This window comes from Hyphomicrobium sp. MC1 (genome assembly GCF_000253295.1).
In the GTDB taxonomy this organism is placed as follows: domain Bacteria; phylum Pseudomonadota; class Alphaproteobacteria; order Rhizobiales; family Hyphomicrobiaceae; genus Hyphomicrobium_B.
On sequence record NC_015717.1, the window covers coordinates 2,879,928 to 2,893,585 of the forward strand.

Genomic DNA, 13,658 nt, shown 5'->3' on the forward strand with positions numbered 1-13,658 from the left:
ACATATTGGGCGATCGTGATTCTTGTCGCGGCGCTATTGATGTTGGCAGGCATCGCCGCGCTGCCTTATTTCAAGATCTCTGAGCTCGACCGTGAGATCGCCCAAATGCAGGCGCAGCTGCCGGAGCTCAGGGCAAAAGTCGCCCATGAAAACGATCTGAAGAAGGAGCACATGGACTTGGCTTCTCTCGGTCAGGAGAAGAGCCTGCTGCTGGAGGGGGATAAAACGGGTGTTGCCGGCGCCAACTTGCAGAGCCTTCTAAACGCCATGGTGACGTCCAATGGCGGTACTGCATCCAGCATCCAAATCCTACCGCCCAAGGACGACGGCAATTTGGTGCAGATATCGGTCAGCGTCTCTATCAACGTCGGCATCGATGGATTGCGCGATATCATTCACAATCTCGAAACCGGTACGCCTCTCATTTTCATCGACGATATTACCGTGAAAACCATTCGGCAGGACTTTAAGCCCCTCGATCTGCATTACATCGGTCCGCTCGACGTCACGCTTCAGGTCAGCGGCTTTGCCTCGCAGGCGGGGGCGTCTTGAGATGGGAAAATATCGGCCGCACCTGCTTGCCCTCGTCTGTCTTGCGTTAGCGAGCCTCGTGTGGCTGGATAATCGAGATTTCATCAGCTCACTATGGAGCAATGGGTCGCCGGCTTCACCTGATGCTGTCCGCTCCACTACGGATGAGCGTCTCCCAGCTCTTGAACGGCCGGCGACGGCCGACAAGCTTTCTCCCCCTGCCCTTGGAAACCCGCTGGTAGCGGTCGACAAGAACAGCCTTTCGAACTGGGTGGAGCGACCGCTTTTCGCGCCATCGCGACGTCGCCCCCCTCCCGAAGTCGCTAAGGCTCAGGCGGCCGCGCCAAAAGCGCCTCCCAACTATACGTTCATTGGAGTGATCCTCAATGCGAAGAAGACGGTCGCCGTCCTTCGCAGCGTTTCGAATGGTGCGAACCTTCACGTCGAGGTCGGAGATACGCTTGGAGGGTGGAAGGTCGACTCGGTTGATCGAACGGCGGTAACTCTCGTGCACGAAAGCGATCCCGCGCAGGTCATTCAGTTCAAGCAGGGATGTACAGAATCATCCGGAAATTGCCCGTGAAGCTCAATCTCCGGAACTTTTCGGCGTTGTGGCTTCTGACGCACCCTTTCCAACGGACGCCTTCGAAGTGGCGATGAACACTTTCAGTATGCCAGTCGGACGGCTGTTGGATCGCACGATGGAAAAATTCTGGTTGCGGAGCAAGCGACTGAGGATGTCGGGCAGCTTTCCGCTATACTCAGCAGATACCGGATCCGTATCTGTCAGATCGTCGAGGCCTTGCACTTCGACGCCGTACTTGTCGTGTAAGGCATGAAGGACATCGGCGACGCTCGCGTTGTCGAGCGTCACTTTAAATGTGCCGGGAGAAGAATTTTCTTCGACGGAAGCCCCGGCCGCCTCGGCTTTCGCTCCGACGATCCAAAACAAGGCGGTGATGCCCAAAATCGATGCGGCGATCCGGTTCATGGCATCGGCTCAGTAGCATCCTGCGTTTAGCATGCATTTGTCGTACCGCCAATTATCGAAGCCCCAGCGCTCGTAGGACCAGGGCTCCCATCCTTTCCCGCGCAGGAGATCGCAGCGATACATCACTTTCAGGCATCGCTTATAATTGGCGCAAATGCCGGGATGTGTATGGCGGTGATAGATTCCGAGCCGCGCATCCCATCCAAACATCGGACGGCAGTGAAAGCCGTGAGTCCACTGCACGTAAGGCGCCTTTTGCTGCATAAGACGGGATCCGGGCGGGCTCATTGCCTCAACAGGAAGAGCCACAAACACGACCGATAGGCTGCAAACAAGGGCCAGAAGGTCCTTTATCAGTTTCGTTCGCAAGAGACATATCCTTTCGGGAAAAAGTCCCAAGACGGGCCATACCGATAACGGCGCACGTATTTCAGTCGGCAGCACGACAAGGTGCCGACCATCGCGCACACCCTGCAGCGCGGAACTTAAAGCTCAAAAGATCACTTTCCCCCGCCCGGCGCGCCTACTCGCCAAAGCGCCAGTTGTAATTTGTTCGGGAGGATGGAGGCTAAGCCCTGAACTGTCCACCTGCGGAAAGTGGCGTTGCGTGCACTGGTTGGGAATTGGGTGCATTATGTTTGCGTATGATGGTCACTGGCCACAACGGCACAAACCGACGGATATGCTGACACGCTTCGTTATTTGAAAATTGTTTTCAACTGAATAGATGTCTGAAGATGAATGAAGACCCGCGTTTGATTATCGCATTTTCCAAAGCTATTGAAGAATCGACTTGTAATGGCTTCGGGTTGCTCGATCGCGACACGCTCCTGGCCATCCTCCGTGCGTTGATGACGCTAAAGGGACAAATCGAGGAAGCTCTCGCTGACCTCGATGCGCGAGATTCCTCGATGAATTAGCGAGGTCGTCCTTCCGGACGACCCCACGTATTGCCGTTACTGCAACGGATAGAGAAGAACCGTATCCCAGAAGTCGCATTTATAGGTGGTGCGATAATCGGAGCGGTTGCTCGTTGACAGCGGGATGCCTTCGACAAGGTACTTGGCGTTGTTGCCGGCACCATACTTAGGCCACGGAGAATTGCCGTTTCCGTTAGGATTGCCGGACCACGCGAAGTTCGTCCATGCCGCCACCAGCTGATCGGAGAGGCCGGTTTCCTGGTTATTAAGGTCGCGTGGCTGACCGGTGGTCTGGTCGAGGTTCACGCCGAGTTGCCCACCATGCCAATTGTTGAAGAGGAACTGGATGTCGATGGTGTGCGCCGCAGCCGGTTTGAAGTTCGGCATCTTCGGGAAGTAGTACGGTGCATCCAGATACGTGAAATCATAGGCATAGGATGCAATCTGCGGAGCCCAGAGGTGCAGGACGTGGTCAGCCTGACACTTCTGCGTATCGGTCGTCACACGATCGTAGGCCTTCATCGGATCGTTGCCGTAGGCCGACAACGGATACTGAGCAAGAACGCGGTCGGCGGTTCCCGACGGGTATGCCGGCGGTGCACCTCCGGGGCCGGCGTTGCCGCCATACATCTTCTGAATGGCCGCGGTGTACTGGTCCGCCGTCATCGGCTGGAAGGGCTGACCCGAGAAATACTCGGTGATGCCAATGTTGAAGTTGCCTTCATCGTGGACCCGTCCGCCCATTGCCGGCATCTTGTTGAACTGCCCTGTAGTCCACGCCTTTTCCGGCGTGATGGGAATTACAGAGCCGTCTACAAACGGACCGGTGATGTAGGGACCGTTGGCGTTCGGCGTTCCCTGCAGTTGCAATATGCGTTCGGGCGTCAAATTGCGAAGGCAGGTTGAGGCCTGCTTGCCTGATCCCGAACAACCTGCTGCTGTCGCGAAATTCTGACCGTTCGTCAGAGCGGTGGCAGCGGACGGCAATGTCGGCAGTGGGCCGCTTTCATAAATTGCGCGGCTGAAGAGGCCCGCGCTCATCGGTGAGAGAACATTGGCACCGGTATCCGTGGCACCAGCAGATTGGCCACCGACTGCGACGCGATTTGGATCGCCACCGAAGGCCGCAATGTTGCGCTGGACCCAGCGGAGAACCTGCTGGATATCCATGATGCCGTAGTTGCCCCACAGATGGCCTTCGCCATTGAGGGCAGGATGCGAGAGATATCCGAACAACCCCATGCGATAGTTCAATGTCACGACGACGGTCTCATGACCATCGGGTCCGCCCTGCGCGAGCTTCGTCGCATCATAGTCGTTGGACTCGCCGTCGACGTTGCCGCCGCCGTGGATCCAGACGATGACGCCCTTTTTCTTGGCGCTGCCTGTTGTGAAGACGTTCAAGTAGAGACAATCTTCATTGGTGCTCGTAGGACCGGCGAAGGCACCAAGTTCGGTGACCTGAGGGCAGGTGTTGGCAAACTTCGTTCCGTCGAGCACGCCCTTCCATTTCTTGACGGCCTGCGGCGGCTGCCAGCGCAGCTTGCCGACAGGCGGCGCGGCATAGGGTATGCCGAGGAACTTATTGACGCCGTTGCTCGACGTGCCGCGAACCTGGCCGTCCGTAAGCGTAACGGTTGGGCCATTGTTCTTATTTGCATTGTCCTGAGCCGCCAGCGCGGGTGAGCCTGACATTCCAAGCGCTATCAAGGTGCTTATTGTAACGGCACTTCGAAGAGGTGCACGTTGGCGAGATGGCGGATAGAGTGGTCGCATAGTTTTCCTCCTCTGTAGGACCGACCATCAGTGAGCGGTCGTTAGGAGCCCCGGCACATCTGCCGAGGTCCGGGGCAACTATGCGGTCGTCGGAAATTTGCTTCGTCGCGAAGAGCGAACTGCTCGAAGCGCTCGGCGCACAGCGTTTGTGCGAATCGCGAACTTGCTTGTCAGTAAGTGCATTCTGCGATGAGTACGGAATGCCGGATCCGATCATTGCTCGTCGTGCCGGCAACAGATCATTGGAGCTCCGGCAATATCCACAATGACCGTTGGATCACGTCTTCAATAGTGTGACTGTTCATTGGGCGTTCGCAACAGCGGTCCTACCTCGTTAGCGCTCTCGCATCTGCGAAGATGTTTTCATTTTTGCTCGAATACGAGAAAAATCCCGCTAAATGCAGGCCTTGCGCCGACACTTTTTTTCGCGAGTTCACTCTCTGCCATATGTGTCGACCCCGAGTTCGGCTATGCAGGATGTGCATCGACGAAGCGGCGCAAGAACCGCTCAGGGAGGAAAAATGTCGAGCGAGCTTGAATCGGCGTTCCCGCGTACCGACGATCGACTTCAGGTTTGGGATAGCCAATACGGAGTTCGGGCAGAGGCCTTCACGCACTTTCGTGAAACCATCTGCAGCGCTTTTATGCCCTGGACGCCGGAGTACTCGGGTCGCGATTTTGTAGGCCGGGTCGAAAGCGTCACGCTGAGCCATGGTGCCGTCGGCCGAGTACGAATGAGTCCGATTGTTGCGACGAAAACCAAATCCAACATTGCAAATTCGCCAATCGATTGCGTCCACGCGAATCTTATCATCTCAGGCGAGCTAAAAGTCGATCAAGGTGGCGAGACAAAGATAGCCAAACGCGGTGATCTCGTCCTTTACGAAAGCTTTTCCGCAGTAATTCTCACGGAAAAGCCTGAAGTTCCTTGTGACAACCTCGCCTTGGTTGTTCCCATGCAAGAATTCTCACGTCTCGAGAGTATCGGCGGTAGGCCGTTTTCCAACGTTCTGATCTCATCCGAGAAGCTCGGTGCGCCCCTATCGGCCTGCTTGACCATGTTGGCGCAATCTTTGTGCAGCTCTCCGGTGGAGGAACTGGACGGCCTCTTGAAAGCTTGTATCGCCTTGCTTCCGATTTCGATGGGACTGTTCGAAACTAACGTCAAGGAAGTGGGATCGAAGAATTATTTCCTCAAGAAGCTCCTTGACTACATCGATCATAATCTCTCTGATCCCGACCTGTCGCCGCTCAAAGTGGCCCAGCAATTCGGCATCTCAATTCGATACGTGCATAAGCTCTTTGGCCAATTCGGCTCCACATTCGGCACGCACGTAACGTCGGAACGTTTGAAACGCATCCGGTGGGATCTGCAGGTCAGCTCAGGACGGCGGCCGTCCATCTCGTCGTTGGCTTACCGTTGGGGCTTCAACGATCTTTCAACTTTCCATCGTGCCTTCAAGAAGCAGTTTGGATGCACACCGGGGAATGCGCTTGATGTCGAGGCCTTGCCACTTCCTTCCTATTCGAAGGAATAGTTTCGCAGGTGATAGAACCGGATATAAATCATCTACCTCTTGCAGGTGACAACCTTGCTCCCGCCTCAATGACGCCTGCGAGCCCTTATTTACTCATTAATGCCCGCGCTATCTGCTGATGGTACTAGCGGCAGCGCTATTCTCTCGTTGGGGCCAGCAAAGATAATTTCTCGGCGCCTTTTCAAACTGAAACTTGTTCCGTCTACGTTGATAATACGTGCTGCTCATGGATCGCACTGACACTTACGTGCAAGTACACCCGCGGCCTAGATAAGTTCACCGCATACCAAGACGCTCCCGCTCGATTGCGCAAAATGACCACGTAGCCAATCCGGAGCGTAACCGATGACAAACAAGCGTCTCAACAAACTTTTCCCCGTGGGAGCCATCTCATTGTGCTCCGCCCTCTTGAGCTTCACCGGGATCTCTGCATCTCCCTTGGTCAATGGGCATGACAAGACCAATCAAGGCAAACCGCATTATACGCTGCCTAGCCCGATGACATTGCGCGACGAGGGCACATTTTTTATCGGCGGACAGCAAGCCCATAGCGACTTCCCGAGCACGACGCCTACCGGACTGAACGCGCCAGGAACGTACGTGATCAATCAAATGTTCGTCCATTACCGAATCCCGGCAACGATCTCCAAGAAGCTCCCAATTATCATGGTGCACGGGTCCAATCACACCGGGAATACGTACGAAACGACTCCCGATGGCCGTGAAGGATGGGCGACGTATTTCGTTCGCCACGGCTATCCTGTGTACGTCGTCGATCAAGCCGGCAGAGGTCGGTCGAGCTTTAATCCTACCTCAGTCAATCAGGCGATCGTGCTGCAAAATCTCGCGGCCTTGCCGCCGGCTGGATTCCAGCTCTACCCGCGTGAGGGTGCCTGGGTGAATTTTCTGTTCGGCCCGGCATATGGCCAGCCATGGCCCGACGAGCGATTTCCGCTGCAAGCGATGGATCAATATCAGTCTCAGCTTGTACCCAACACTGAAGTAACGCTGGAAGGTGGCACGGACAACACCACGAATGATCTTGCAATGCTCTTGGACAAGATTGGACCGGCGATCATCATCGTGCATTCGCAATCCGGCACCCTGGGTCTCGGCGCCGTCGTGCAACGACCCAACTTGGTCAAGGGTCTGATTTCAGTCGAAGGCGGCTGCACGCCGGTGACCGATGCAGACATCAAGCAGGCCTATTCAAAGGTTCCGTTTCTATCGTTCTGGGGAGACCACAGCGTCGGCGCGGTCGGGGCGAACGGCGATGCACGGCGGCAGGGATGCCAAGCCACCGTCGCGTCGTTCAAACAGGCGGGCGGAAATGCGCAGTTCGTCCTCTTGCCGGATCTGGGCATCAAGGGCAACAGCCACATGATGATGATGGACAACAACAATCTTGAACTCGCCGACATCCTGGAAACGTGGATCGTCCGGAACGTGGAACGGGATAAGCACTTCCCGTGCAACTGCGGCCCTCATCACGTCAGCGCTTGCTGGTGAGCTGAAGATGTCAATTGGGGCGGGCGCGCGATCTCGCGACTGCCCCTTTTATCTGGAGTTTGCGCGGCCCCTCAGCCGAGAAAGGAAATGAAGGAGTCAGTTGCCTGAGATCGCGTTCCAGAAATCACATTGATAATGCGCCCGGAATTGCGCGACGGATTGCGTCGACAGAGGGACGTCTTCGAGCAAATATTTGCCGGTGTTTCCCGTCGCGAGCTTGGGCCATGGCGTATTTCCCGTGCCGTTCGGATTTCCCGTGCTCGCAAAGTTTGTCCAAGCCGCCACCATTTGGTCCGATAGATTTTCTTCCTGCTGATTGAGATCTCGCGGCTGACCCGTCGTTTGATCGAGATTTACGCCGAGTTGGCCGCCATGCCACTTGTCGAAGACGAATTGGATGTCGATCGTATGGGCCGCCAGCGGCTTGAAGCCTGGCATCTTGGGAAAATAATATGGGGCGTCCTGGTACGTGAAATCATAGGCGTAGCTCGGGACCTGGGAGGCGAGGCGTTCTAAAACATTTACTTCCTGGCACCGAACGGAATCGGTGGTGACCCGCGCATAGGCAAGCATCGGATCGCCGTTGTAATTGGAGAGCGGATATCGAGCGGCGGTTCCCGCCGGAATGGCTCCGCCTACGCAGAATGTGCACGGCGCGCCGGCTGCAACAGCGGCTGAATATTGAGCCGCTGTCATCGGCGTCTGCGGCGGCCCCGAAAAATACTGGGTGATGCCCGTGATGAAGGTCAGTTCATCGCGAGTTCCGCCGCCCATTATGGGCATCTTGTTGAAGCTTCCCGTATTGAAAGCTTGATCGGGTGTGCGGGGAATTATGTTGCCGTCGATGGATAGCATGCCGCTGCCGTAGCGCCCGTCCGCGTTCGTCGTTCCTTGCAATTGTAGAATGCGAGCAGCCGAGAGATCTCGAAGACATTTGGCAGTTTTCAAGTTCGAGCTAACGGAGCAGCCTGCCGCCTTCGCGAAGCTAACGCCGTGGCCTTCTGCCACGTCCCTTGTCACGAAATTGCTCGCGAGAAATCCCGGCGAACTTTGCAAGATTGCGCGATTAAAAAGGCCGTTGCCGTAAGGAGAAATCATATTGGCGGCGGTATCCACCGCGCCGGCTGACTGTCCTCCCAGCGCTACTCGGTCGGGATCGCCGCCGAAAGCCGCGATGTTGCGCTGAACCCAGCGGAGCACAGCCTGCTGATCGAGAATGCCGTAGTTACCAGAGAGGTGGCCCTCTGAATCGATTGCAGGATGGGAAAAGAATCCAAACAGTCCCAGGCGATAATTTAGCGTGACGACGACTGTCGGCACCCCATTGGGTCCCCCGCTCGCAAGTTTGCTCGCGTCGTAGTCGTTCGAGGCGCCGTCGACATTCGCCCCACCGTGGATCCACACCAAAACCGGTCTCTTTTTGCCGTTCTTGGCCGCTCCGGCGGTAAACACGTTCAAATAGAGGCAGTCTTCACTCGTGCTAGAGGGGCCGGCAAACGCTCCAAGCTCTGTCACCTGCGAGCAGATCGGCGCGTATTGGGTCGCGTCGCGCACCTCCTGCCATCGCTTGACGGGCTGCGGCGGCTGCCATCGCAAGTTCCCAACGGGAGGCGCTGCATAGGGAACGCCCAGAAAAATATCGATGCCGTTTCGGACGAGACCACGCAGGCGTCCGTCGACGGTGCTGACAATGGGCCCCGAGCCCGCGCTGTTGTTGCCTTTCGCGTGGACGTCGGCCTTCGAGGTCAGCGGTGCAAACCCTGAGCATATGATACCGCCAAGCAGAATGCCGAGGAACTTGCCGTAGGCGTGCTTCATCTTTGCGCGATGCTTATTCATGCTTTCCTCAGCATTCCAATGGAGCGCCGTCGGCTATCAGCCGGGTGCGCGCAGTCGACTCCCAATGGAGCACAAACATGCCTGCCGCTCTTGGCGGCTAGCGAACGGCCGTTGGAATCCGTGCATTAAAATGACTGGAGTTGGACATAAGGAACTGGCTCACTGAGCCAAGAGGTGGAAACCCCTCATCGACTGCCCTCACAAAGCCTGGCATTTGCATCCGAAGCCTGCTACTGAATAGAGCAGTAGCAGTCGGTATTATCGTTTGAAATCAATTTGTTACACCCCGCCCCTACGAGGCGCCAATTCGAGCTAAGCCATTGATTTTATAGAAGCCATTGAGAAACAAGGGCTTTCTTTACTCGACTGCTACGATTTGTTGCTACAAATCGAGCATGTCGGATATGGCCAAATATTCCTTCGTCGCTCCGGTTCCCAAAACTGGTATTATAAGTACGACGTCCCGAAAATCGAGCGCCGGCGCCTCTCGTTGAAAAGCCGCATCCTGCTCGAAAACTACTATCTTCCCGGTGACCTCGAACGCGCCATCGCCGGCTTCGTCGATCACTACAATCACGCCGCTACCACGAAAGCCTGGACAACCTCACCCCGACCGACGTCTACTTCGGACGAGGAGCCGTATCCTCAAACAACGTGATGACATCAAGCGCCGCTAGCAATAACTCAGGCCGACCTCCCCGAACCATCATGTCGAACTGATCGCGGTTCGCTCCGTGCCAGACTTTCGTCTTCACCTTGAGCCAATCGCGTGTCCAGCCATGACGACACACCCGTTTGACCGGCGACCGCCATAGTGCTTTTCGGCGCGGACCATTTCATGCGTGTGAGCGCTACTGAGGTGAGATCGTGATCGTGAGCGTGTCAGCATAGGGCCCCGCCACCAGTGTTTTGCTGTTGAGCTGGGGAACAATGGACACTGACAGCGTCCCTGATGGGAGGCTCCCGGAGGTGGACGCTGGACTACCCGACTCTTGCACGCCAGTCGCCGGATTAGTAGCGGTATCGACGGATGCGGAGGCACCCGAGAAGCTCGCCGACGCGCTGTAGTTTATGAAATTCTGGAGACCTGCTGCCGTGCTCGCTGTCGTCACGCCGCCATTCTGTGAGGTGAGCTGCAGTGACGACGGTGTATTGCAGACAGCATTGGCGTAGGACTTGTTGATCACTGCTGTCACCACTTGTCCGCCTGCCGTTACCGGAATCGTGGCGGTGTCTGCAGCGGGGTGAAACAGGCCGCCGATGGTGCAGGACTTGGCGACTTGCCCTGTGACGGTGAATGTTTGGCTCGACACTTGTCCTTGCAGAATTCCAGCAAGGGTGCTTGAGAAGACTCGGACCGTCAGATTGTCAAGATAACTGCCAGCCTGCTGAGGATCGATCGGTTGTGCGAGCGCCCACACTGTTCCTGAGACGGAAAAAGAGGCGATGCTCAAGGTTGACGCGGGAAAATTCAAAAGCAGTGAGTTTGACTGGGCCGGAAGCCCACTGCCGGTGTAAAGCAGGCTATTGCCGCCGGAGGACGCCGACTGCAGCGTATATGGCATCGAAGCCGAACCGCCGGACGTGAGCGCCATTGATGCGGGCAAAGAAGAGCGGTTGAAGGCGACGGCGATCGCGCAGCCGCCGGCGAGGTCTCCCAGTGCTGCGAGATATGTGCCGCTCACAGTGATTGTGAGAGATTGCGGACTTGGCGCATTCGGCGGGGAATACGTTCCCGTGCTGATACTCAGAGGGCTGACAGAAGAGGAAAGAATTGCGCAGACCGCCTGAGCTTGTTGCGATCCACATGCGCAGGCAACCGCTATAGCGAAGCCTAGAAGTGCCGGACGGGATGTCGCTTTGATTTTCATTTTGGATGGAGCGTTCCTGCTTTGAACAGGCCCTTCGTTCCCGCTGGGACGTCAAGGACAAACGTTGTCGGAGTTCCGTCAGTTTGCATTTCGATAAGCCAGCCTCCGGGCGCCAAACCGTCGGCACCGAAACGTCCGGCCGCATTCGTAAAAATCGTTACGGTTTTCTCGGGGTGGTTGACCGATCGCGCGACACCGCTCACCAGCGAAACCGGCTCTCCGTTCGCCAAAGCGAGCGTTCCATAAGCCGACACGGAGTAGTCGGAGCCAACTTCAAGGGCGTAACCGGCTTTGAACGGAGCATATGTATCGAAGGCCGCGGCACCGAGGCTGTATCCCGGCGGCAAATCATCGGCGTCCACGGGAATGGTATAAGGCGCATAAGCCGGCAGCGACGTTACCAATGCCGGTCCCCATCCGTCGGCAATCGCCTTTATATTCTCATTATCGCCAATGGTGATGTCATTGTTCTCTATTGACGGATGAGGATAGACAATCGCGAACGCATCTCCCGTTATAGGAGCTCCGATAGCGATCTTACCGTCTGCGAAGGCGATCGCCGTACCTACTTGTAAAGATGTTCTCTCTGGTCCCGGCTCGACGGCGAAGTTCGAGTACGAAATGCCCTCAAAGCCGGAATTCTGAATGATCCTGACCTGACCACGGTTCCCATAGTAACCCGCGCTCGCGCTCACAGACGCCTGGGCGTTGTAGTCGCTATGCTGAACGTACACGCTCGTGTCCCAGCGACCGAGGCCGTTGCCCTGGCTGCGATAAGCCGAAACATCAGTCTGTGTATCAATCGAGTCGTAGCCAGCAGTAACACTTGTAAAATCGTCGGGCCTATCAAATAGACGGACGCCGATGCGGAACTCGGGGCTGGGATCGCGCACGCGGTCGAGAGTAGCCAAGAAAGTTTCGTTGGAAACACCGACGGTCAAGCTGCCCGAAAGCGACCGGGTCAGTGGACGGGAGAACGTCACGTCGGCGCCATACCGATCAGTGCTCCAATCATAGATCGATTGGCCGAATTCTGCGTTGTTGACGAACTGGTAGCGCGCGGAGAGCGCCATGGTCGTCTCGTTGCTGACGGGAGCTGACCACGTCGCGCTGAGGTTCAGCCAATAATTCCATTCGGGAAAGAGAATGCCGGTGTCCGCTGTGTTGATGTCGCCGGGAGAATGAAAATGAGGACTGCGGTACTCGCTCGAGAAGCGAAAGCTTTCACCGCTCGCAGCAAGTAGGCCCGCAAAGTTTACGACGCTCCAGTCCAACCCGAATGCTGCGCCTATTCCTGGCTGTCCTGCCGACATCGCGGTGCGCAGATTTACAAGGCCGATGCCGGTATCGACCAAAGCGCCTGTTCCAGCCATCGCGACGTATTTGTTTGCCTGAATGTCGCCCTCAGCAGTCACTGCGTCGTAGATGCCATAACGAAAATAGCCACTGGCCATGTAAAGGTCGGGAAGGTAATCCCGGCTTTCGTCGCGCAAGTATGATGGTAGCCCTCCTGTGAGGCCCCATTCGCTTTTTCCGCGAGCCAGCAGGTTGGCGTCGAAGAATGCGGTAAATCGTACGGTTCGTTGCAAGCCTGCGTCGTTGGTGATGACGACATCGATATTGTTCGCACCCGTTGCCAATTGAAGATCGCGGAGATTGTACCTTCCTGGGTCCAGGCGGAGCTGTTGTTGAACGATTCCGTTGACGATTATCTCGACTTTGGAGGGCTGATTGATTGTGAAAGAGCCACCTCCTGCTGGTTCCAGCGTATCCCCTGGCGTCAGCTTGCGACTGGATTTCTCAAACGAGAAGCCGAGAAGCTCTGGAGACTGCTGAAACCCGATGCCGAGCGGTTCGACATCGCCAAGCTCGGAGCGAATTCGCTCGGCAGGCATATCATAAACCAAGCGGGACATTTGGCGCTTGAAGCCGGGGGTATGCTGATAGGTGCAGATAGCCTGCGTCGGGCAGACGTTGACATCGACGGTTCCCGTCAGCACGCCGCTATTCTCGAACACGAACTGACCAATTCGTACGGCAGAGTTCATTTCTAGCCTGCCGCTTGTATCGGCGCCCTCATGCGCCGGATAGCTCGTCTCCCACTGATGGTCGAGGCTCGCATAGAGGTTCACGTAGCCCGACGTGCGAGCCGGCTCGGCAAGTGTCGAGCTCAATGGCGCGCGACGCTGTTTCCCCAAAGAGATATCGGTCGTGGCCAACTGCGCGACGCGCGGTTTGAACTGCAGTTCTTGCAAGGGGCGATCAAAACGAATGTCAAACCCAGCTGCTTCCACGTCGGTCAGTGCGATAAAGTACCCCTTGGATGGAATGGCAGACAAATCTTCGCGGGATTTCCCGTCGAGCAGACTCGCCAGCATCGACATTATCGCGGAGCGGTTGATCAGCAGCGTGTCATCCGGATTAATTCGTATCGCGATGTCGCCCAGTTCTTTTCCATTGGTCGTGAGCGGCACCTCCATATCAATGGCTTTTCCTGTCGAGTTCAGGAGAGAAGAGATGGGCTTCGCGTATTCTATGGCGCCTGCGGGCGTGGCGCTCACGGCGAACGTACTACTCAGCATCACTACCAGGGTAATCTGCAGGGGCAGCAGCGATACGTACTGAAATATCCTTTGTCTCTTGCCGATACTTCGCGAGAATGGGGGTGTCGCAGACACTGCGC

General features: G+C 56.4%; 10 protein-coding genes and 1 pseudogene. 6 read left to right on the forward strand and 5 right to left on the reverse strand.

Features of this window, described 5'->3' with window-relative positions; genetic code table 11:
- Positions 1–15 precede the first annotated feature (15 nt).
- Positions 16–552, forward strand: coding sequence for a type II secretion system protein GspM (gene gspM, locus HYPMC_RS13995; RefSeq protein ID WP_256380084.1), 537 nt, complete (start codon positions 16–18; stop codon positions 550–552).
- A gap of 1 nt (position 553) precedes the next feature.
- Entirely contained in the window at positions 554–1,114 is a 561-nt protein-coding gene (locus HYPMC_RS14000) for a hypothetical protein (RefSeq protein WP_013948633.1), read from the forward strand.
- A gap of 3 nt (positions 1,115–1,117) precedes the next feature.
- On the opposite strand, the gene HYPMC_RS14005 is transcribed toward HYPMC_RS14000, so the two are convergent.
- Entirely contained in the window at positions 1,118–1,522 is a 405-nt protein-coding gene (locus HYPMC_RS14005; RefSeq protein ID WP_013948634.1) for a hypothetical protein, read from the reverse strand.
- A gap of 737 nt (positions 1,523–2,259) precedes the next feature.
- Here HYPMC_RS14005 and HYPMC_RS14015 point away from each other — a divergent pair.
- Complete coding sequence (locus HYPMC_RS14015) at positions 2,260–2,442, forward strand: hypothetical protein (protein ID WP_013948636.1); 183 nt, start codon at positions 2,260–2,262, stop codon at positions 2,440–2,442.
- A 36-nt stretch (positions 2,443–2,478) separates the two neighbouring features.
- Here HYPMC_RS14015 and HYPMC_RS14020 read toward each other — a convergent pair whose 3' ends face one another.
- On the reverse strand, positions 2,479–4,137 hold the full coding sequence (locus HYPMC_RS14020) for a carboxylesterase/lipase family protein (protein WP_244420892.1): 1,659 nt from the start codon (positions 4,135–4,137) through the stop codon (positions 2,479–2,481).
- A 602-nt stretch (positions 4,138–4,739) separates the two neighbouring features.
- Here HYPMC_RS14020 and HYPMC_RS14025 point away from each other — a divergent pair.
- Both HYPMC_RS14025 and HYPMC_RS14030 read left to right on the forward strand, forming a co-directional pair.
- Positions 4,740–5,756: a helix-turn-helix domain-containing protein gene (locus HYPMC_RS14025; RefSeq protein WP_013948639.1), complete on the forward strand. Its 1,017-nt coding sequence runs from the start codon at positions 4,740–4,742 to the stop codon at positions 5,754–5,756.
- A 345-nt stretch (positions 5,757–6,101) separates the two neighbouring features.
- Entirely contained in the window at positions 6,102–7,265 is a 1,164-nt protein-coding gene (locus HYPMC_RS14030; RefSeq protein ID WP_013948640.1) for an alpha/beta fold hydrolase, read from the forward strand.
- A 96-nt stretch (positions 7,266–7,361) separates the two neighbouring features.
- On the opposite strand, the gene HYPMC_RS14035 is transcribed toward HYPMC_RS14030, so the two are convergent.
- Positions 7,362–9,104, reverse strand: coding sequence for a carboxylesterase/lipase family protein (locus HYPMC_RS14035; RefSeq protein ID WP_013948641.1), 1,743 nt, complete (start codon positions 9,102–9,104; stop codon positions 7,362–7,364).
- Positions 9,105–9,570: 466 nt separating this feature from the next.
- On the opposite strand from HYPMC_RS14035, the pseudogene HYPMC_RS23750 reads away from it, so the two are divergent.
- Positions 9,571–9,781, forward strand: a pseudogene (locus HYPMC_RS23750) (integrase core domain-containing protein); the annotation flags it as partial.
- A 174-nt stretch (positions 9,782–9,955) separates the two neighbouring features.
- On the opposite strand, the gene HYPMC_RS23285 reads toward HYPMC_RS23750, so the two are convergent.
- Complete coding sequence (locus HYPMC_RS23285) at positions 9,956–10,789, reverse strand: hypothetical protein (RefSeq protein ID WP_244420893.1); 834 nt, start codon at positions 10,787–10,789, stop codon at positions 9,956–9,958.
- Positions 10,790–10,971: 182 nt separating this feature from the next.
- Positions 10,972–13,557, reverse strand: a complete 2,586-nt coding sequence (locus tag HYPMC_RS14050) for a fimbria/pilus outer membrane usher protein (RefSeq protein ID WP_155831356.1) — start codon at positions 13,555–13,557, stop codon at positions 10,972–10,974.
- Between the last annotated feature and the right edge of the window lie 101 nt (positions 13,558–13,658).

What these genes read in the sequence shown, in the direction of transcription:
- HYPMC_RS14020 (WP_244420892.1), bottom strand. Translation starts at nt 4,137, where the DNA reads ATGTCAGGCTCACCCGCGCTGGCGGCTCAGGACAATGCAAATAAGAAC.
- HYPMC_RS14005 (WP_013948634.1), bottom strand. Translation starts at nt 1,522, where the DNA reads ATGAACCGGATCGCCGCATCGATTTTGGGCATCACCGCCTTGTTTTGG.
- HYPMC_RS14015 (WP_013948636.1), top strand. Translation starts at nt 2,260, where the DNA reads ATGAATGAAGACCCGCGTTTGATTATCGCATTTTCCAAAGCTATTGAA.
- HYPMC_RS14030 (WP_013948640.1), top strand. Translation starts at nt 6,102, where the DNA reads ATGACAAACAAGCGTCTCAACAAACTTTTCCCCGTGGGAGCCATCTCA.
- HYPMC_RS14025 (WP_013948639.1), top strand. Translation starts at nt 4,740, where the DNA reads ATGTCGAGCGAGCTTGAATCGGCGTTCCCGCGTACCGACGATCGACTT.
- HYPMC_RS14050 (WP_155831356.1), bottom strand. Translation starts at nt 13,557, where the DNA reads ATGCTGAGTAGTACGTTCGCCGTGAGCGCCACGCCCGCAGGCGCCATA.
- HYPMC_RS14035 (WP_013948641.1), bottom strand. Translation starts at nt 9,104, where the DNA reads ATGAATAAGCATCGCGCAAAGATGAAGCACGCCTACGGCAAGTTCCTC.
- HYPMC_RS14000 (WP_013948633.1), top strand. Translation starts at nt 554, where the DNA reads ATGGGAAAATATCGGCCGCACCTGCTTGCCCTCGTCTGTCTTGCGTTA.